The following is a 19,034-nucleotide window of genomic DNA, read 5'->3' as shown; positions in this document are numbered from 1 at the left end:
AGAGATACGGAGAGATAGGAAATAGCAAATCAGAGAGATAGGGAAATAGGAATATAGGGATATGGAAATATCACAATTCTCGAAGGAGGCATGGACAAATGATACCTGGCGAATATCGATTACGAAGAGAGCCCATCGTCATTAACAAGCACCGCAAAACCGAAAAGATGATTGTCACCAACGCCGGAGATCGACCGATCCAGGTAGGCTCCCATTTTCATTTTTATGAGGTCAATAAATCGTTGCAATTTGATCGAAAACAGGCATACGGCATGCGACTGCATATTCCCGCCGGCCTTGCTATTCGTTTTGAGCCTGGTGAAGAAAAACCCGTCACCCTCGTCCGTATTGGCGGGGAAAGAAGTATCTATGGACTGAATGGATGGGTAAATGGCCCGCTCGATGAAACCGAGCCGCAAGCACATCTGCAAATACACAAAAACAGCCGGAGCAACGGTCTGGGAAACAACCAGACAAACAGCCTACTAAATGGTCTGAAACAAGGGACGGAGGAATCAGAAGCATGAGCACACATGACGAACATCATATGGATCGAAACCAGTATGCCTCGATCTTCGGACCGACAACCGGTGATGCGATCAGACTGGCTGATACCGATCTGTGGGCAGTCGTAGAAAAGGATTACACCGTATATGGGGATGAATGCAAATTTGGTGGAGGCAAGGTAATCAGGGAAGGTATGGGTCAGTCCTCCACTGCTACACGTGCAGAGGGCACCATCGACCTTGTACTGACCAATGCCCTGATCATCGACCATTGGGGCATTGTAAAGGCCGATATCGGAGTAAGGGACGGCCGGATCGTGGGCGTCGGCAAAGCCGGCAACCCGCATACGATGGATGGCGTTCACCCCGATCTCGTCGTGGGTGCGTCTACGGAAGTCATCGCCGCAGAAGGCTGCATTGTGACGGCAGGCGGCGTAGACAGCCACATTCATTTTATATGTCCGCAGCAGATTGAGACAGCACTTGCATCCGGGGTTACAACCATGATCGGTGGCGGTACCGGACCTGCAACAGGCAGCAATGCCACCACCTGCACGCCTGGAGCCTGGAACATTCACCGGATGCTGGAATCCGCAGAGGCCTTTCCGATGAATATGGGCTTTCTGGGCAAGGGGAATGTCTCCACCCATGCCCCAATACGTGAACAAGTAGAAGCTGGAGCCATTGGCCTGAAGCTGCATGAGGATTGGGGAACCACATCCGCCGCAATTGATGCCTGTCTGACAGTAGCAGATGAAATGGACGTACAGGTAGCCATTCACACCGATACACTGAATGAAGCCGGTTATCTGGAGGATACGCTGGCGGCCATCAATGGCAGAACCATCCATACGTATCATACCGAAGGGGCTGGCGGTGGACATGCGCCGGACATTATCCGTGCTGCCGGAGAGCTGAATATTATTCCGTCCTCGACGAATCCGACCCGTCCGTTTACCGTCAATACGATCGAAGAACATTTGGATATGCTCATGGTCTGCCATCATCTGGACAGCTCGATCCCGGAAGATGTCGCTTTCGCCGATTCCCGCATTCGTCCTGAAACGATTGCGGCCGAGGATGTCCTGCATGACAGGGGCGTATTCAGTATTATCAGTTCGGACTCCCAGGCGATGGGGCGAGTTGGCGAAGTCATTATCCGCACCTGGCAAACCGCAGACAAGATGAAACAGCAGTTCGGCGCCTTTCAGGAAGATGAATCTACGAATGGCGACAATACCCGCATCAAGCGGTACGTAGCCAAATACACCATCAATCCAGCTATTACCCATGGCATCTCACATGTGGTCGGATCGATAGAGCCAGGCAAATGGGCAGACCTGGTGCTGTGGAAGCCAGCTTTCTTCGGAGTCAAGCCGGAGCTGATCGTCAAGGGGGGCATGATTGCCTTCGCCCAAATGGGAGATCCGAATGCCTCGATCCCGACGCCCCAGCCCTCTTACGGCAGACCGATGTTCGGTGCGTATGGCAAAAGCACGCAGTCCCGTTCGATCACCTTCCTGTCTCAGGCCGGATATGAACAGGGTGTTCATCAGAAGCTGGGTTTGCAAAAACAGATCGAGGTGGTCAGTCAGTGCCGCAGCATCAGCAAAAAAAGCATGATTCACAACGATGCCACACCGGATATTGAAGTGAATCCCGAAACCTATGAAGTCAAGGTGGACGGTCAGGTTCTGACCTGTGCCCCTGCTGAACTTGTGCCCATGGCACAGCGATATTTCTTGTTTTAATGAGGATGGAAATGGAGGTCAGGGATGTGAAGCCAGACAACAAATTGCTGTACTATGTGCAGATGCTGGACTCCGCGCTGCCAATCGGGTCCTTTTCCCACAGTTTCGGCCTGGAAACCTATGTCCAGAAGGGGGTCATTCGCAACTTGGATGACTTGGAAAAGTATATCGCGGCTACGCTTCATGCCAGTCTGGCCCCCTTTGAAGGTCTGGCTATGAAAGGCATGTATACCGCGCTCGAACAAAAAGACTGGAAGACATACGTCCATTACGACGAACTCATCTTCACACAGCGCACAGCGAGAGAATCCAGAGAAGCCATACACAAGATGGGCAAGCGATTGCTGAAGCTAGTGAAGACCCTGTACCCGTGGATGCAGCTCGCTCAGCTGGAAGAAGCCTTGAGCAAACAAGGGTATGGCACCTTGCCAGCCATCCATACGTATACCGCCCATCAATTGGGAATCGGCCTGCACGAAACGATTACCGGCTATCTGTACACGAGTGTATCCATGATGGTCAACAGTGCGCTTCGGTTGATGTCCATGGGACAAACACAAGGGCAACAGCTCATTCAACAATCGATACCGCAGATCGAACAGGCATGGAAAGAGGTCTCTGCGCTTCCTCCTGAGGAGCTTCATGCACATGCGTGGCTCCAGGAAATCTACGAAATGAATCATGAAACGTTGTATTCAAGACTATTCATGTCCTGAATCACACCTGTCATCCAAATCTAAACACACCATAACCGTTTACAACCACAAGGGAGGAATTACAATGTGTCAAGGTCAAGGTCATCATCATCGCCAATGGGAATCCCCTGCTGTACCCGCTAATCGCCCCATTCGAATCGGAATCGGGGGGCCTGTCGGTTCAGGCAAAACCGCTCTGGTAGAAAAGCTGTCCAAAAGATTGCGTGATCGCTACAGTTTGGCTGTCATCACGAATGATATTTATACAAAAGAAGATGCGGCGATTCTCAACCGTCAGGATGCATTGCCGTCAGAACGAATTATCGGCGTGGAAACAGGCGGCTGTCCGCATACCGCCATACGGGAAGACGCCTCTATGAACTTTGAAGCAGTCGAAGAACTGGAAGCGCGGTTTGACGATTTGCAAATGATCTTCATTGAGAGCGGCGGAGATAATCTTGCGGCAGCCTTCAGTCCAGAACTGGTAGATCGATTCATTTATATTATTGATGTCGCCCAAGGCGAAAAGATTCCGCGAAAAGGCGGCCCGGGCATCATGCGTTCCGATCTGCTGCTGATCAACAAAACAGACCTTGCTCCCCATGTAGGTGCCAGTCTCGAAGTTATGAGAGCAGACACAGATCGCATGCGCGGGGATCTGCCCTATGTATTCAGCAATTTGATGAACGGGGAAGGACTTGATGAAATCATCGCATGGCTGGAACAGCAGCTGCCGACAGGAGTGAATGCCCTTGACCACCCACACCATGAACACTCAGCTCACACAGAAGGAGAACATATCCCTCATACAGAAGGAGGACACAACCAGGCTGGTTAACAGCCGTCTGTATGGTCAATTTAGCAACCGTCAGGGCCGGACAACGCTGGTGGATCGCTATGTCGAAGCGCCGATGAAGATATCCAAAACCCACCGGATGAACGACGACGAAACCTTATACGTTTGTATGATGGATGCTTCTCCCGGTCTGCTGGATGGAGATGAATATGATATCCGGCTCACGCTTCAGGAGGACAGTAAAGTTTATTTTACCAATCAATCATCTACCAAGGTTCACCCAGCCAGACAAAGAGGGTCCAGGTTAATCCAGCGCCTGGATCTGGCGCCTCGCGCCAGACTGGAACTCATGCCTGAACCGACGATACCTTATGCAGACAGTTCCCTCCACGCTGCGACGACTGTACACTTGAGCGAGGGTTGTCAATTTGCGTATGCCGACATTGTCGCGCCGGGAAGAAGCAGTTTTGGGGAGCAATTCGATTTTCACTCTTACAAAAGCACACTGGATATATACTGGGAGTCCAGGCGGGTTGCTTGTGAACGCATTGCTTTTTCACCGCTGATTCATCCGCCAAACGCCCTGTCCAGTCTGCATCGTTTCAGTCATTACGGCACCATGTGGCTGATGTCCGAGGATGATTATGCCCCTTTCATCGAGCAGTTGCGAAGCGAGGAATCGCATGAACCCCTGCAGGATATGGAAGCAGGCATGAGTCTTCTGGCCGAAAAAGGTATGATCATCCGGGCAGTGGCGATGAACAGCTGGCGCCTCCAGCAATTCTTCCACAGCATCTGGACAGCATGGAGGAAAGAGATTTGCGGCAATACCGCACCGCCCGTCCGCAAATAATGGAAGAACCCTGCGCTGCTCTCTCCTTTTTTTCAAGCGCTAATTTTAAGGTTGAGCCGAATAAAGACAAGATAAAATGAAGGATTCAGCTTCAAACATGTGAAAAACCTGACGGGTGAGCCATCCATCAGGTTTTATTTTGTTAGATTGTTCTTTATTAAGAACGATATTTTCGTTATAATGGTATAACTGGGAAAGTTGAAAGAAAGGGGTCGTATCCGATGATCGGAAAAAGAATCCAGCAATTACGCGTTTCCCATGGATTAACGCTGTCCGAGCTCGCCTCAGAGGCCAAAGTATCCAAATCATACCTGAGCAACATTGAACGAGATGTACAAACAAATCCATCCATTCATTTTTTGGAGAAAATTTCAGTCGTCCTGCAAGTAGATGTGCAGCAATTGCTTTCCAGCAATCAGACAGAATCCATTAAGGACGCCTCCATCTGATGACTGAACAGAGAGGGGGTGATGACCATAAAAAAGAGGAGCCTCTATGCACCATAGAGACTCCTTGCGGGTTCAAGATTCTGTATCCTGATTTTGCTGCTTGCGCCATTTGTTAAACTCCAGAAATTCCCGAAATTGCTCCTTGGTTACACCTGAAGACATGGCATCCTTCACCAGGAGTGTCCATTCCTGATCCAAATGCTCTCGCTCCCGTGTATCCTCGAGCAACAGTTCTTCTACCGTTGTATGTAAGACTGCACTGACCTTTTCAAGAAATTGAATTGACGGGTTCGTCTGGATATTGCGTTCAATCGAGCTGAGGTAAGATTTTGCAACACCTGCCCGTTCCGCTAGTTCCGTAAGTGACATTCGACGTTGTTTGCGGAGTTCCTGCACTCTTTTACCAATCATGATCCTGTCTCCCTTAGCAATATGACTACCCTTGCCATTCATTATAACATAGCTGTGTTCGCTCATATATAAAAAGTTTATTATAACGAACACTTTCTGCGACCAGGTCATAAAAACGATTACAAAAAATGATTAAGTGCTGTACAACCGCTTTTTCTACTAGTATATGCGAACATACCTCCTTTTAGACCGGTGAAATTGTTCGTTTTAACAGACAGCATCATTCTTTTACAATCTTTTTTCATTTTTCTTTTGTCCGACAGCAAGAAGTGACAGACTTCTTTTCACCAATACGATAAGATCATGATAGAAGCAGAGACCGATCGGGACCATTTGTTTGGATGTATAGTCGATACAACGGACACTGATCGCCCGTTGCGAACGATACGGATCAATGCTGCGAATCTGAGGAAGGAGTAATTGGAGCATGGTTTTGAATGTAAATGACATCGAAGAATTAGACTCAGAGTGGTGCGCGTTAATTCTGGAAGCGAAGAAACAAGGACTTACAATTGAGGAAATTCGAGATTTTTTTCTACATGCGGAATTCAATCAATTGCAAACGATTTACCTACCCAAAATTCTGATTGAATCCCGATAGCTCCAACACTTCTACATAGCCGACGTCCAAGCCTTCCTTGTCATGAGGAAGGCTTTATTCGTGTTGAAAATCGTCCGAACCATAGGCTCCTCACCCTCATATGGTATAGAAGCATGAAACAAAAGGAGTAGGTTGCATGATCAAAATCTATGGGAATCCAAGTCCGCTTTCCCATTCTGATATTTCTTATACACCCGGTATCTCTCCGCTCCAAAGACATATCCTGGAGACCATGATCACCCATCCTGAAGTGGCGGTTTACCGCAATCTCAATGAGCTGCGGTTCGATCTGGCTATGCGTGAGTCAATTATTCAATCCGCCTATGCGTTAAACCAAAGCGGAGCGTCCTTTGCTGTCTTCAGCCGAGCCTACTGCAATCCGATGTACTGGATTCGCACTTCAAACGGGGGGTTCCAGCTTCGGCCAGATCGCAGACCTTCCGATGCCATCCGCAATATCTTTCAGCAGGGAGATCTGTACGGGTTTGAATGTGCGACGGCAATTATCATTGTCTTTTACCATGCAGTCTTGCAAATACTCGGCGATCAGACCTTCAATGAATTGTTCCAGGGTCTGTACATCCGGGACTGGCAGCATGATCAGGATCTGCATGTCATCACCCGAAAGTATCGTATGTATATCCCCGGTGATGTCCGGTATTTCAAGAATCCGGATCATGACCCCATGAGGCCCGAATGGCAAGGTGAAAATGTTGTGGATGTCGGATACGGCCTGTACTACGGTCACGGGATCGGTATTCGGAGCGGAGCCGAAATTATCGCATTCTTGAACGGCCTCCGTTATCCAATGGCTCAACGATCTGCCTACCTGCTCGACCAGGCCACACGCATCCGTTCCTCTCAACTCTACCCCTATTACAGTCATGACGGGCGCGCGCTCGACACCCTGTATCGAGAATCCGTCCACTATGCCTCTGCCAGAATTGGATCGTCTCTAATGCTTGCCTAGCTGCTAGTACGCAAAAAAAGCTGTTGAAGCACCTGGCTTCAACAGCTTTTTGACGATGATCTGCACTTCCCTTTAAGGCTTACCTTTAAGGCTTACCTTTAAGACTGACTTTCCTTTATGGCTTATCCTTAAGGTAATTCTGAATGCCCCATCAAATATTTATCTACTTCTCTTGCAGCCTCGCGGCCTTCGTTAATGGCCCATACGACAAGGCTCGCGCCACGGCGCATATCCCCAGCGGCGTAGATGCCTTCTACATTCGTTTTGTAGTCGCCGTATTTGGCTTTCGCACCTGTCCAGCGATCACGCTCAACACCAAGCTGATCGATGACATCCCCTTCCGGACCCACGAATCCAAGTGCTAGGAAAACAAGATCGGCTTTCCATACTTTTTCTGTTCCTTCAATCACCTGGTTGTGACGGTTTCCGTTTTCGTCTTTCGTACGAATGACTTCAACCGTATGCACTTCCTTCAGGTTGCCTTCCGCATCGCCTACAAATTTGGTCGTCAGGATTTTATAGGCTCGCGGATCTTGTCCGTAATACGCCTTGGCTTCCTCTTGACCATAGTCCAGCTTGTACACGTTCGGATATTCCGGCCATGGATTGTTGGCAGGTCGCTCGTTCGGTGCTTCCGGATAAATAACGAACTGGGTGACGCTGTTGCACTTTTGACGAAGTGCAGTACCCACACAATCCGTACCCGTATCTCCACCGCCGATAACGATAACATCTTTGCCTTCTGCATTGATGAACTGACCATCCTGATGATTGGAATCGAGCAAGCTCTTCTGGTTCAGGTGAAGATATTCCATCGCGAAATGGACACCTTTCAGATCACGGCCTTCCACTTCCACGTCGCGGCCCTTCAAGGCACCACCGCACAGAATAACGGCATCAAACTCAGATTTCAGTTTGTCTGCTGGATAATCCTTGCCGACTTCACAGCTGGTGACAAATTCAATTCCTTCTTCACGAAGCTGATTCACGCGACGCTCGACCACTTTCTTGTCGAGCTTCATGTTCGGAATTCCATACATCAGCAAGCCGCCGACACGATCCGATTTCTCGAACACGGTGACGGAATGTCCGACTGAATTGAGCTGCTGCGCAGCCGCTAATCCAGCAGGACCGGAACCGACAATCGCCACGCGCTTGCCTGTGCGTTCAGAAGGCGGGTTTGCTACGACCCAGCCTTCATCAAAGCCTTTATCAATAATGGCTTGTTCAATGTTTTTAATGGTAACGGGGTCTCCATGCAGGCCCACCGTACAGGAGCCTTCACACGGAGCCGGACATACACGACCTGTAAATTCCGGGAAGTTGTTCGTCTTGTGCAGGCGATCCAGTGCTTCCTTCCACTTCCCTCTGTAAACCAGACTGTTCCATTCCGGAATCAGGTTGTTTACGGGACAGCCAGAAGTGGTTCCACTGAGCTCCACGCCTGTATGGCAAAATGGAATCCCGCAATCCATGCAGCGTGCACCCTGGAATTTCAGTTTTTCTTCTGAAAAATGAAGATGGAATTCTTCCCAATCTTTGATTCGCTCAAGCGGGTTTCGGTCGGCAGGAAGTTCTCGACGAAATTCCATAAACCCTGTAGGTGTAGACATTCCTTGTTCCTCCTATCCTGCTTCTTAGTTCCCGCCAGCACGGGTGACATCTCTTGTATTTTCCAAGAAAGCCGCCATGATGGCCTCATCATTATCTAAACCGTTTTTCTTGCCTCGTTCAATCGCATCAAACATGCGCTTGTAGTCTTTCGGAATGATCTTCACAAATTTGTACTGATTCTCATCCCAATGATTCAAGATATCGCTTCCCACCGTACTTCCGGTGAATTTCACATGATTTCGAATCATATTTTTCACTTCATTGACTTCATATTCTTCATCCAGTTGTTCCTGCAGGACCATTTCCGGATTCACCTGATCCTTGAATGTTCCGTGCTTATCAAAGACGTAGGCGATACCACCTGACATACCCGCGCCGAAGTTACGTCCCGTTTCGCCGAGAATCACTACACGACCACCTGTCATATACTCACAACCATGATCACCTACACCTTCAACGACCGCACGCACACCGCTGTTGCGCACACAGAAACGTTCGCCTGCGATTCCTCGGATATAGGCTTCGCCGCTGGTTGCGCCGTACAGCGCCACGTTTCCGATAATGACGTTGTCTTCAGGTACAAACGGAGATCTGGAATCCGGGAATACAATCAGTTTTCCGCCGGACAATCCTTTGCCGACATAGTCATTGCCGTCTCCTTCGAGGGAAAGGGTCATGCCCTTCGGTATGAATGCCCCGAAGCTCTGGCCAGCAGATCCGTTGAAATGAAGGCGAATGGTGTCATTCGGAAGTCCTTCCGCACCATAGCGCTTGGTGATTTCTCCTCCAACGATCGTTCCGACTACACGGTTTGTATTCTTGATAGGCAATGCGACATGCACATGCTCCTTGTTCTCGATAGCAGGCTTGCAGATGTCCAGCAGCTGCTGCATGTCGAGTGACTCATCCAGTTTATGATTTTGCTGAATTTGGTTGTAGCGGCCTACTTCTTCTGTCACTTGAGGCTGATAGAGAAGTGGACTCAAATCCAGGTTCTTCAGCTTGAAATGTTCATAGGCAGCTTTCATTTCCAGCACTTCGGTATGACCGATCATTTCGTTGATGCTGCGGAATCCAAGCTCAGCCATGATCTCACGCGCATGCTGGGCAATGAAGCGCAGATAGTTGACCAAGTGGTCCGGATCTCCCGTGAACTTCTCACGCAGGGCAGGGTTTTGTGTCGCTACCCCTACCGGACAGGTATCCAGATGACATACTCTCATCATGACGCAACCGAGCACGACCATTGGAGAGGTGGAGAATCCGTATTCTTCTGCACCCAAAAGCGCTGCAACGACAATGTCTTTTCCGGTCAGCATCTTGCCGTCTGTTTCCAGTACGACACGATCGCGAAGATTATTCATCACAAGGGTCTGATGTGTTTCTGCCAGTCCCAGCTCCCAAGGCAAGCCTGCATGCTGAAGGCTCGTTCTTGGCGATGCGCCGGTTCCTCCGTCAAATCCGCTGATCAGAATCACATCAGCGCGGCCTTTGGCTACCCCGGCTGCGATGGTTCCTACACCCACCTCAGACACTAGCTTCACGTTGATGCGAGCTCTCGGATTCGCATTCTTCAAGTCGTGGATCAGCTCAGCCAAATCCTCGATGGAATAAATATCATGATGCGGAGGCGGAGAAATCAAGCCGACCCCGGCTGTAGTACCGCGCACTTCTGCAATCCATGGATATACTTTTTTGCCTGGAAGCTGTCCGCCTTCACCAGGCTTCGCTCCCTGCGCCATTTTGATCTGAATCTCATCCGCATTGACCAGGTAGTGAGCTGTAACACCGAAGCGTCCGGAAGCCACCTGCTTGATCGCACTGCGTCGAAGATCGCCATTCTCATCTGCCGTGAAACGGTTCGGATCCTCCCCGCCTTCACCGGTATTGCTCTTGCCGCCGATGCGATTCATGGCAATGGCCATCGCCTCATGCGTTTCCTTGCTGATCGCACCGAATGAAATGGCACCTGTCTTAAATCGTTTGCAGATGGCCTCGACAGATTCCACTTCCTCAATCGGGATCGGCTTGCGATCCTGCTTGAACTGAAGCAGGCTCCGCAGCGTAATGTGCTGCTTGGTCTGTTGGTCAATCAACTGTGCGTACTTCTTGTACTGCTTATAGTTGTTCGTACGGGTGGACTGCTGGAGAGAATGAATGGTCTCCGGAGAAAACAGATGCTCTTCGCCATCTTTTCTCCACTGGTGCTCTCCGCCCGCATCCAGCGTATCATACGCCTGGTCAGCAAACGCATGCTGATGCTTGCTCAGCAGCTCTTGCGCGATCTCTTCCAGACCGATTCCGCCAATTCGGGATGGTGTCCACGTGAAATATTTGTCGATCACATCTTGTGCGATCCCGATCGCTTCAAATATTTGGGCCCCCCGATAGCTCTGTATGGTTGAAATCCCCATCTTGGAGAGGATTTTGATAACCCCTTTTGTTGCCGCTTTAATATAGTTCTTTTGTGCTTCTTCAAAACTGATGTTCAACAAGCCTTGATCCATCATATCCTTCAAGGTCTCATAGGCCAGATACGGGTTGATGGCATCTGCACCATATCCGAGAAGCACACCAAAATGATGAACCTCTCTCACTTCACCAGACTCCACAAGCAGGCTGACTTTCGTGCGGCTGCCTTTGCGAATCAGATGATGCTGCAGACCGGCAGTAGCCAGCAATGCAGGAACCGCTGCATACTCCTTGTTGACACCACGGTCAGACAGGATAATCAGAGATGTTCCGTTTTCAATCGCCTGATCGGCTTCCGCAAATACGCGGTTCAGAGCGATTTCGAGTGCTTTTGGCCCTTCTGCGGCTTTGAACAGCAGAGAAATCGTCACAGATTTGAAATGCGCATCCTGCTCACCATAAGCTCGAATCTTGGCCAGATCTTCATTTTTCAGCACTGGCGTTTCCAGCTTGATCTGCTTGCAGCTCTGGGCATCAGGTGCAATCAGATTGCCCTCTCTGCCAATATTGGTAAAGGTAGAGGTCACAATCTCTTCCCGAATGGCATCAATCGGCGGATTGGTTACCTGAGCAAACAGTTGCTTAAAGTAGTTGTACAGCATCTGAGGACGCTTGGACAATACAGCAAGCGGCACATCGACACCCATCGAAGCGGTCGGCTCCATGGCGTTCAGCGCCATGGGCTGAATGATTTTGGTGAGATGCTCGAAGGTATAACCAAAGGCCATCTGCGTGCGCAGCACTTCCTCCATCTTCTGTTCCGACTGGTCAGCCGGTTCAGGCAGCTCGTTCAATGGTCGAAGGTTCTCCTTCAGCCATTCACCGTAAGGTTGCTCGTGAATGATCTCGTCCTTGACTTCCTCATCACTGATAATCTTGCCTTGCTTCGTATCGACCAGGAGCATGCGCCCCGGACGAAGACGTTCTTTCAAAATGACTTTCTCCGCAGGCACGTCAACTACGCCAACCTCGGAGGAAAGAATGACCAGGTCATCGCTCGTCACATAATAGCGAGCCGGTCTCAGACCATTCCGATCAAGCAGAGCGCTGATGACAGAGCCATCTGTGATACAGACCGCAGCCGGTCCGTCCCACGGTTCCATCAGCGAGCTGTGATATTCATAGAACGCCCGCTTGTCTTTCTCCATGCTGTCATGCTTTTGCCAAGGCTCCGGAATCATCATCATTGCCGCATGCGGCAATGAACGTCCCGACAGCATCAGGAATTCCAGCGTATTGTCGAAAATCTGGGAGTCACTTCCGCTTTCATCGACGATCGGCATGATCTTGGACAGATCATCTCCAAACACATCGGTTTCACATACGGCTTGACGCGCCTTCATCCAGTTCACGTTGCCGCGAAGCGTATTGATCTCTCCATTATGAATCATATAGCGGTACGGATGTGCTCTTTCCCAGCTTGGGAACGTATTCGTACTGAAACGCGAATGAACTAGGGCAATCGCGGTTTCCATCTCAGGGTCCTGTAATTCCTTGTAGAACGTATCTACCTGTTCCGGTGTCAGCATGCCTTTATATACAATCGTACGGCTGGAAAAGCTCGCGAAATAAAACGCGGTGCTGCCAACCTCCGCAATTTCTTTGGCTTGTTGTTCTGCAATCTTGCGAATGACATACAATTTCCGTTCAAACGCAAGTCCTTGCTCTACGCCTGCTCGCTCGATAAATACCTGGCGAACAAATGGTTGACTTGCAATGGCCGATTTGCCGAGTGTTCCGTTTTCCGTGTCCAGCGTTCTCCAGCCGATCAGCTTTTGACCCGTTTCCTCGATCGCTGTTTCAATCGCTGCCTCACTTTTTCTTCTCAGTCCCTCGTCCTGCGGCAAGAATACCATTCCTACGCCATAGTCGCCTGCCTGCGGAAGCTCAAAGCCTTCTGCAGCCATCTGCTTCTGGAAATAGGTATGCGGGATCTGCATCAATATCCCTGCACCATCACCTGTATTGCTCTCAGCACCTTGACCACCACGATGGTCGATGTTGATCAGTACAGTGAGGGCCTGCTTGATGATTTCATGGGAAGGCTTCCCTTTTAAGTTCGCAACAAAACCAATTCCGCAAGCATCATGCTCAAAACGGGGATCATAAAGTCCCTGCTTAGGTGGCAAACCATTATGTTTCATCCTGTATTCACCTTTCATGTTAAATTTGTAGCATCCGGTCCTATCAACCTATGGAAAATGTACTCATTATCCAAATATTTTATCACCTGCGATCACAGCCAGAAAATGCATTATGATGTCGATATTTTGTACTTTCATACAAGCGAAAATGGCACATGGATCAAGATCACAAAGCGTGAAACAGCCTTGTAAGCCTTGTCATGCTCTTTATTTCCAGCATCCAGCTGCTCGCGTTCACTTTGTACAGAAAGACATCTCCTCATGCATAATTATTCATTTTATCTATCTGCGCATACCCGTAGGATGAAGAGTACATCCGAATGAAAAACCTTTGGCGGACAAAAGCGATCTTCGTCCAATAAATTCACGTTCACCGCATCGTTACCCGCCTATTATACTACATTTTCTCAGAAAATCCGAATAATCCGACAGAATCGGGATACTAACATTCATATTTCTTATTATACCGCAAAATCTACTTTCGGTCTAAGGGCCATTTCTTTCTAACTTCAAATTATAAGCGCAAGCCACACCCCCACCCAGCGGAAGCCACATCCCTAAGCCCGACATTTGTGCGCGAAGCACAAGAAGAGGGTGTGGGATGTGGCTGGAGCCCAAGAAGAGGGCGTGGGGTGCGGCTGGAGCCCCAAATCCCCCACCTGCGGAAGCCACATCCCTAAGCCCGACATTTGTGCGAAGCACAAGAAGAGGGCGTGGGATGTGGCTGGAGCCTAAAAAACAGACCTGCGCCGAGGCACAGGTCTGTGATCCTTGCTATTTACTTGTAAGCCCTCTGCAAATCGAGGCCGTTCTCATGCATACCCCATTCAGATAACACTGTTCTTGATCGAATTGGAATCTGCAACATCCGAATCCAGCACCATGCTCAGGGGAAACCAGGCTTGACTGAGGTCGCCGTTAATCGCACCGAAGCCCTGATTGCGCTTGGTGGAAACAAACACATCCGCAGCCAGGACCGGCCCCAGACTGACGACCGAAGATTTCTCGACGGCATTGACCTTGAAGCCTAACAAATTGACTACCATGGGGGAAAAGTTCATGTTATCCTCCTTTGTTTGACAAGGCCGGCTTATGTTCAAATGAAGAAGGGGAATCCACCTGATCCCGATCATCGACCTGATTCCGATTACCCATAAAACCGGATTCATCTCCGTAGCTTTGACCAAAGCCCTGATTTTTCTTGTCAGCATTCTGCCAGTCTGCCAGCACGTTTTGTCCGATATTTACCGCAGATGCATTTTCAAAGGAATTTATCTTCACCATAAAAATATTAATATTAATAGATGGTGTTCCCAAACTCACTCCTCCTTTACATTCTGGTTGCTCATCTTGCTCTTCTCATGCTGCAGCTGTCATTCTTCATATATATGCACAGTCATAAAGGGAATATGAAAACGTTCGGAGGGATGCAATGTGGATGTAGAGAAGCTCAAGCAGTGGATTCAGTTCGCCCAAAATATTCAGGGAGGCGATTTCTGGAATCAAATTTTCGACGAGGAACAGACTCGCTCCTTCATGAACGGCGGTGCGGGTCAGGGCATCCCGTTCACCATGAATCCGATGAAGGATGGGACAGGAAAAAGTTCACAAGCTGAATCGCCTGTACCAACCCCTTTTCCGAGAATCGATGTGTACAAGAGTCATCAATATGTATACGTGCTGGTCGAATTGCCCGGCATAGCCAAACAGGATATTGAACTTTCCTTGCAGGGAGGGCAGCTGATGCTGAGAGGGCAGGTTTCCGCCCATTATCAGGATGTGACCATTGTACAGCAGGAGCGCTATCAGGGGCACTTCGAACGCACAGTCCGGCTGCCAGAGTCTGTCGATATCGAGCAGCTAGCTGCGTCATTTGAAAATGGCGTTCTGGAGATTACCATACCGCGTCAGAAAGAACCCGCCCAATCCATCCACATCGATTAACGAAACAGGGAGTGTCGAGCTATGTTCTCATTTATGCGCAAACGCCATCCACATCGCCACCATGATGCAGCCCATGATCGTAAGGCCGCCCCTGACAGCAAACAGTCACGATCGATGCAGCAACGGATCGAAGCCCTGGAAGCCCAGCTCAGCGCGCTCAAAAAGGACACCGTTGCCGGAACCGTCCAGGTGGACTACATTCATGTAGAACGGCTTGTCATTGATCAGCCCCAGTTCAACCATCATTTCGGACAGCTGGGTATTAAAGAACTGAGCGGAAAGCTGAATATTGGCGCTACCAGTTACGGCAATCTCGATGCCTGGCTGCAAGACGACAAGAAGGAAAAAAAGCCAAAAAATCCTGAAAAAGGCCCCCGGAAAGCACAGGGACCTGACGTACATATTCGGGCGAAACCTGGCAAGTGAGGACGGGATAGCCGGTCAACCCGCTATCTCTGTACCTCACGCTCCACAAAATGAGCAATCGATCGAACCATACTTCCCGTTCCTCCGATCGGATCCACTTCCTGTTCATTCCACAACCAGGCCGTGCCTCCGGTATCCAGATGAATCCAAGGTGTATCTTCCGCAAATGCGCCGATAAACAAACCGGCCGTTATGGTTGCCGCCCATTTGCCCGGACTATTTGTCAGATCGGCCACATCACTCTTCAGCATATCCCAGTATTCAGGGTAGTTCGGCAGTGCCCAGATTCGTTCACCCGCCGGGGAAGCAGCCTGCAGAAACTGCTCAAGGAATGCATCCTCATTCGTCAGCGCCGCGGTCGTCACATCACCCAGAGCAATGAGTGAAGCACCCGTAAGCGTCGACACTTCTACAATACGGGTTGCACCAAGCTCTCTCGCATAGGTGACTGCGTCCCCCAAAATGATGCGTCCTTCCGCATCGGTATTCAATACCTCAATCGTTTTGCCGCTATAACTCCGGATAATATCCCCCGGTTTGTAGGCCCGACCTGACGGCATATTTTCCGCGATGGGAACGACAGCAACAGCATTCAGTGGCAGTTGCAGTTCAGCCATGAGCTTCATGACCGCCATGACAACGGCCGCACCGCCCATGTCACTGATCATCTCCTCCATTCCTTCCGCCTTCTTCAGCGAGATACCGCCCGTATCGAACGTCACGCCCTTCCCAACGAAAGCCAGTGTGTCATCGCTCTGATCAGCTCCGTTGTACTGGATCACCGCGAGACATGGCGGATGCACACTACCTTTTCCAACGTACAGCAATCCATTCATCTTTTTTTGCTGCAGCCACGCTTCATCATGAATATTCACTTCGATACCGGGCAGATTGGCAAGCAATCTGGCTTCATCTGCCAGCACCTGTGGGGTCTGAAAATTAGCCGGCTCATTGGTCAGGTCTCGCGCGTAATTCGTGGCCATAGCGTAATATTTGCCTCTTTTCATTGCGCGTTGCATCTCTGGCTGGAGGGAAATCCCTTTCGGAAGAACGAGTATGACGGTTTGCAGGCCCTCTTTCTGCCCGTTCCTGTGCTCGTTCCTTTGCTCTATATTGTGATGGTAGGTTTTTCGTTTGTATGTACCCAGTTGGAGACCTTCTGTCCATGCATAAATCTGGTCAAGCAGCGTCAGTTGCGTGAGTTCGTCATCTCCCATCAACAAAATGGTGCAGGAGGAGCAGGCTCCATCCGCAAGATTGCGGGCGGCATATACAGCTGCTGTTCTCAGTTGATGCAAGGTCAACGCATTGGCGCCCAGACCCATCCAGGCTTGATCCGTATAGGTCGGATGATCGAATAACGGATAGCGGACCCACTCTTTCCGTTTTCCTGTCAGGACACCGCGCTCTGTCAAAGCCTGAAAGGTAGATGCCCGGGTTGAATCTGAAATCGATGCAGATGAGCTTTGCTTGCACATTTGCTCTGTCACAGCTGCTACATGGACATGTCCCCCCTTGAACGCTGGCATTTGTATATGTGATTGCTCTTCGTACGGAATCAACTGAAAATGGATGCCTTTCTCTGGCTTCATATTGTTCCTCCATTCTTTTTTACGAGCATTTTAGCATTCTCTCCAACCCGCCGACAACCGGCATAAACCGGTATGAAGCAAAAAAAGACTGCCCCGGCATGCAGTTCGTTCCTGTTCTGCATTCCCTGGCAGCCCCACACGGAGCTTTTTTCATGAGGCCTCTGACAGCCATTGTTGTAGCCACTTTAGCGTCTCATCTCTTTTTTCCTGGTTTTGCTGCTCCCGTTCGGAATCTGACTTCAAGAGCGACTTCGCTTCATTCAGAAGAGGATCCTCTTCCAAGGCTCGTTTAATCTCACGTTCCACGCTTGATTCAAGATCCTGACGTTCCTCTTTTTTATCTTCTTTATCTTCTCTATCTTCATCATTTTCCTTGTCTTCTTTATCTTCCTTATCTTTCTTGCTGTTGTGACGGTTTTTCTCGTTATTTTTCTGATGATCGTCCGTCTTCTTATCGTTTCTCTCCTTATCATCCTTGTCCTTCTGTAGCTTTAACGGATCTTGATCTTTGTTCTGATGACGCTCACTTGATTCTGAAGAATCCCGTTTCTCCTGTTCTTTGCGATCTTCCCGTTGCTGTTGTTGAGACTTTTTCTTTGCCTCTTCCTGAAGCTTGGCCTGCTGTTTGCGATGCTCAATCGATTCCTTGAGCTCGTTCACCCTTTGTTCTATCGATGAATTTCGTTCGTTCAGTTGCAGGTATCGCTGCAATTCTGCAAATGGCAACAGGTCATCTTCGGGGATGACCTTTTGAACAGACGAATCGAGATAAGGACGGATCTGCTCGATATCAAGCACTTTTTCCAATTCCTTTTCCAGTTCGTTTTCCATATGTTTTTTAGCTTTTTCCTGAATCTCTGTATATGCGCCCTTCCTGGCTCGTCCATCATCCAGCAAATCTGCATCCTGCTCCGTAGAAGAAGAATCATCCCTTACAAAAAGGTCGTCATTTTGTTTGTGCTGTTCTTTCTTCTTCTCCTCATCCAGCAAGTTCTTCAGCACTTGCTTGGAATCTTGCACATGGGTCTTCAGCACCTGGCTCAAGCCCTCGATTTCTCTCGACATCTGCTGAATGGACTTTTCCTCCAGTTGCTCGGTCGTGATATCAATGCCTTCTTGTTTGGCCAGTAGCTGTACAGCAAGTTTGCCACTTGATACACCCGCATTTTGTGCCGATTGGCGCAACTCTTTTGGCGCGGAGAGTACCGTCACATTAAGCTGCGTCTCATGGCGAGCGAAACGCTCTGCAAGATTGACATGCATCATCTCTGTCATTTCCTGCATGAAGCGATGTTCTTCCTGTTCATATTCCAGCTTGATCACCATGGAGGTCAGCACAATATCTCCCGCTCCATCTTCACTCATATACCGTTCCAATATCGGCGACGCTTCTTCCATCACCACATTGGCTGCTTCTCTGAGCAACAAACCCTCTACCTCAATTTCCTTAAGCAGCTTTATCCCTTCGGGGTTCAAACCCGTCGCTTCAACCACCACGTCCTCATCATCAATGCCAAGTTCAATACTCGGATTGATATCCATGGTGACATAAGCCGCGACAACCGATTTGCCGAACAGGTTAAATCCACTGAAGAGGGCAACGATCATAAGCATGGCAGCGGTGCAGACAGCCGCCAAAGAATACATACGAGTCGGGAAACGGAACGAACGAGCCGGAAACAGGATTTCCTCCCCCAGGTCGCAAACTCGACTGCCTCGAGGGATCTGCATAAATTCCCCATCGCGAGTCATGACGACAAGGGATTTTTTTTGAATTTCCATGACTAGACCTTTCTTCATCTTTCCCCAC

Annotated in this window: 17 protein-coding genes; 10 read left to right on the top strand and 7 right to left on the bottom strand. The window is 49.5% G+C overall.

Annotated elements, in window-relative coordinates; all coding sequences use genetic code 11:
- The first annotated feature begins 98 nt into the window (after window positions 1–98).
- The 6 genes from ACFSUC_RS06460 (at window position 99) to ACFSUC_RS06435 (ending at window position 5,050) form a co-directional block, all read left to right on the top strand.
- On the top strand, window positions 99–527 hold the full coding sequence (locus ACFSUC_RS06460) for an urease subunit beta (protein ID WP_379928682.1): 429 nt from the start codon (window positions 99–101) through the stop codon (window positions 525–527).
- On the top strand, window positions 524–2,257 hold the full coding sequence (gene ureC, locus ACFSUC_RS06455) for an urease subunit alpha (RefSeq protein ID WP_379928681.1): 1,734 nt from the start codon (window positions 524–526) through the stop codon (window positions 2,255–2,257). Before ACFSUC_RS06460 ends, ureC begins: the two co-directional genes overlap by 4 nt.
- 26 nt (window positions 2,258–2,283) lie before the next feature.
- Window positions 2,284–2,973 carry an urease accessory protein UreF gene (locus ACFSUC_RS06450; protein ID WP_379928680.1) on the top strand — a complete coding sequence of 230 codons (690 nt, stop codon included), beginning with the start codon at window positions 2,284–2,286 and terminating at the stop codon, window positions 2,971–2,973.
- 64 nt (window positions 2,974–3,037) lie between these two features.
- Complete coding sequence (ureG, locus tag ACFSUC_RS06445) at window positions 3,038–3,790, top strand: urease accessory protein UreG (protein ID WP_379928679.1); 753 nt, start codon at window positions 3,038–3,040, stop codon at window positions 3,788–3,790.
- The gene (locus ACFSUC_RS06440) at window positions 3,705–4,601 is read left to right on the top strand and encodes an urease accessory protein UreD (RefSeq protein ID WP_379928678.1); all 897 of its coding nucleotides are present in this window, start codon (window positions 3,705–3,707) and stop codon (window positions 4,599–4,601) included. The genes ureG and ACFSUC_RS06440 overlap by 86 nt, the downstream gene beginning before the upstream one ends.
- 221 nt (window positions 4,602–4,822) lie before the next feature.
- Window positions 4,823–5,050: a helix-turn-helix domain-containing protein gene (locus tag ACFSUC_RS06435; protein ID WP_379928677.1), complete on the top strand. Its 228-nt coding sequence runs from the start codon at window positions 4,823–4,825 to the stop codon at window positions 5,048–5,050.
- A 72-nt stretch (window positions 5,051–5,122) separates the two neighbouring features.
- Here ACFSUC_RS06435 and ACFSUC_RS06430 read toward each other — a convergent pair whose 3' ends face one another.
- Window positions 5,123–5,461, bottom strand: coding sequence for a helix-turn-helix domain-containing protein (locus ACFSUC_RS06430; RefSeq protein ID WP_379928676.1), 339 nt, complete (start codon window positions 5,459–5,461; stop codon window positions 5,123–5,125).
- 427 nt (window positions 5,462–5,888) lie between these two features.
- Here ACFSUC_RS06430 and ACFSUC_RS06425 point away from each other — a divergent pair, with 427 nt between their 5' ends.
- The gene (locus tag ACFSUC_RS06425; RefSeq protein ID WP_379928675.1) at window positions 5,889–6,062 is read left to right on the top strand and encodes an anti-repressor SinI family protein; all 174 of its coding nucleotides are present in this window, start codon (window positions 5,889–5,891) and stop codon (window positions 6,060–6,062) included.
- Between the two features lie 136 nt (window positions 6,063–6,198).
- Window positions 6,199–7,032: a protein-glutamine gamma-glutamyltransferase gene (locus ACFSUC_RS06420; RefSeq protein WP_379928674.1), complete on the top strand. Its 834-nt coding sequence runs from the start codon at window positions 6,199–6,201 to the stop codon at window positions 7,030–7,032.
- Window positions 7,033–7,160: 128 nt separating this feature from the next.
- Here the strand turns inward: ACFSUC_RS06420 and ACFSUC_RS06415 are convergent, their stop codons facing one another.
- From ACFSUC_RS06415 to ACFSUC_RS06400, 4 genes are all read right to left on the bottom strand, one after another.
- Window positions 7,161–8,645 carry a glutamate synthase subunit beta gene (locus tag ACFSUC_RS06415; RefSeq protein ID WP_379928673.1) on the bottom strand — a complete coding sequence of 495 codons (1,485 nt, stop codon included), beginning with the start codon at window positions 8,643–8,645 and terminating at the stop codon, window positions 7,161–7,163.
- A 24-nt stretch (window positions 8,646–8,669) separates the two neighbouring features.
- Entirely contained in the window at window positions 8,670–13,262 is a 4,593-nt protein-coding gene (gltB, locus tag ACFSUC_RS06410; protein ID WP_379928672.1) for a glutamate synthase large subunit, read from the bottom strand.
- A gap of 827 nt (window positions 13,263–14,089) precedes the next feature.
- Window positions 14,090–14,323 (bottom strand): hypothetical protein, encoded by a 234-nt coding sequence (locus ACFSUC_RS06405; RefSeq protein WP_379928671.1) that lies wholly within the window; start codon window positions 14,321–14,323, stop codon window positions 14,090–14,092.
- Between the two features lies 1 nt (window position 14,324).
- Window positions 14,325–14,546, bottom strand: a complete 222-nt coding sequence (locus ACFSUC_RS06400; RefSeq protein WP_379928925.1) for a hypothetical protein — start codon at window positions 14,544–14,546, stop codon at window positions 14,325–14,327.
- A 150-nt stretch (window positions 14,547–14,696) separates the two neighbouring features.
- Between ACFSUC_RS06400 and ACFSUC_RS06395 the strand changes: the two genes are divergently transcribed.
- On the top strand, window positions 14,697–15,206 hold the full coding sequence (locus tag ACFSUC_RS06395; protein ID WP_379928670.1) for an Hsp20/alpha crystallin family protein: 510 nt from the start codon (window positions 14,697–14,699) through the stop codon (window positions 15,204–15,206).
- 21 nt (window positions 15,207–15,227) lie between these two features.
- On the top strand, window positions 15,228–15,632 hold the full coding sequence (locus ACFSUC_RS06390) for a hypothetical protein (protein ID WP_379928669.1): 405 nt from the start codon (window positions 15,228–15,230) through the stop codon (window positions 15,630–15,632).
- A gap of 23 nt (window positions 15,633–15,655) precedes the next feature.
- Here the strand turns inward: ACFSUC_RS06390 and ACFSUC_RS06385 are convergent, their stop codons facing one another.
- Window positions 15,656–17,224, bottom strand: coding sequence for a leucyl aminopeptidase (locus tag ACFSUC_RS06385; protein ID WP_379928668.1), 1,569 nt, complete (start codon window positions 17,222–17,224; stop codon window positions 15,656–15,658).
- Window positions 17,225–17,374: 150 nt separating this feature from the next.
- Window positions 17,375–19,024: an anti-sigma factor domain-containing protein gene (locus tag ACFSUC_RS06380; RefSeq protein WP_379928667.1), complete on the bottom strand. Its 1,650-nt coding sequence runs from the start codon at window positions 19,022–19,024 to the stop codon at window positions 17,375–17,377.
- Between the last annotated feature and the right edge of the window lie 10 nt (window positions 19,025–19,034).

The organism is Marinicrinis sediminis (genome assembly GCF_042685085.1).
In the GTDB taxonomy this organism is placed as follows: Bacteria; Bacillota; Bacilli; order Paenibacillales; family KCTC-33676; genus Marinicrinis; species Marinicrinis sediminis.
Note: the sequence above shows the minus strand (reverse complement) of the source record. Positions and strands in the feature narration are given on the sequence as shown.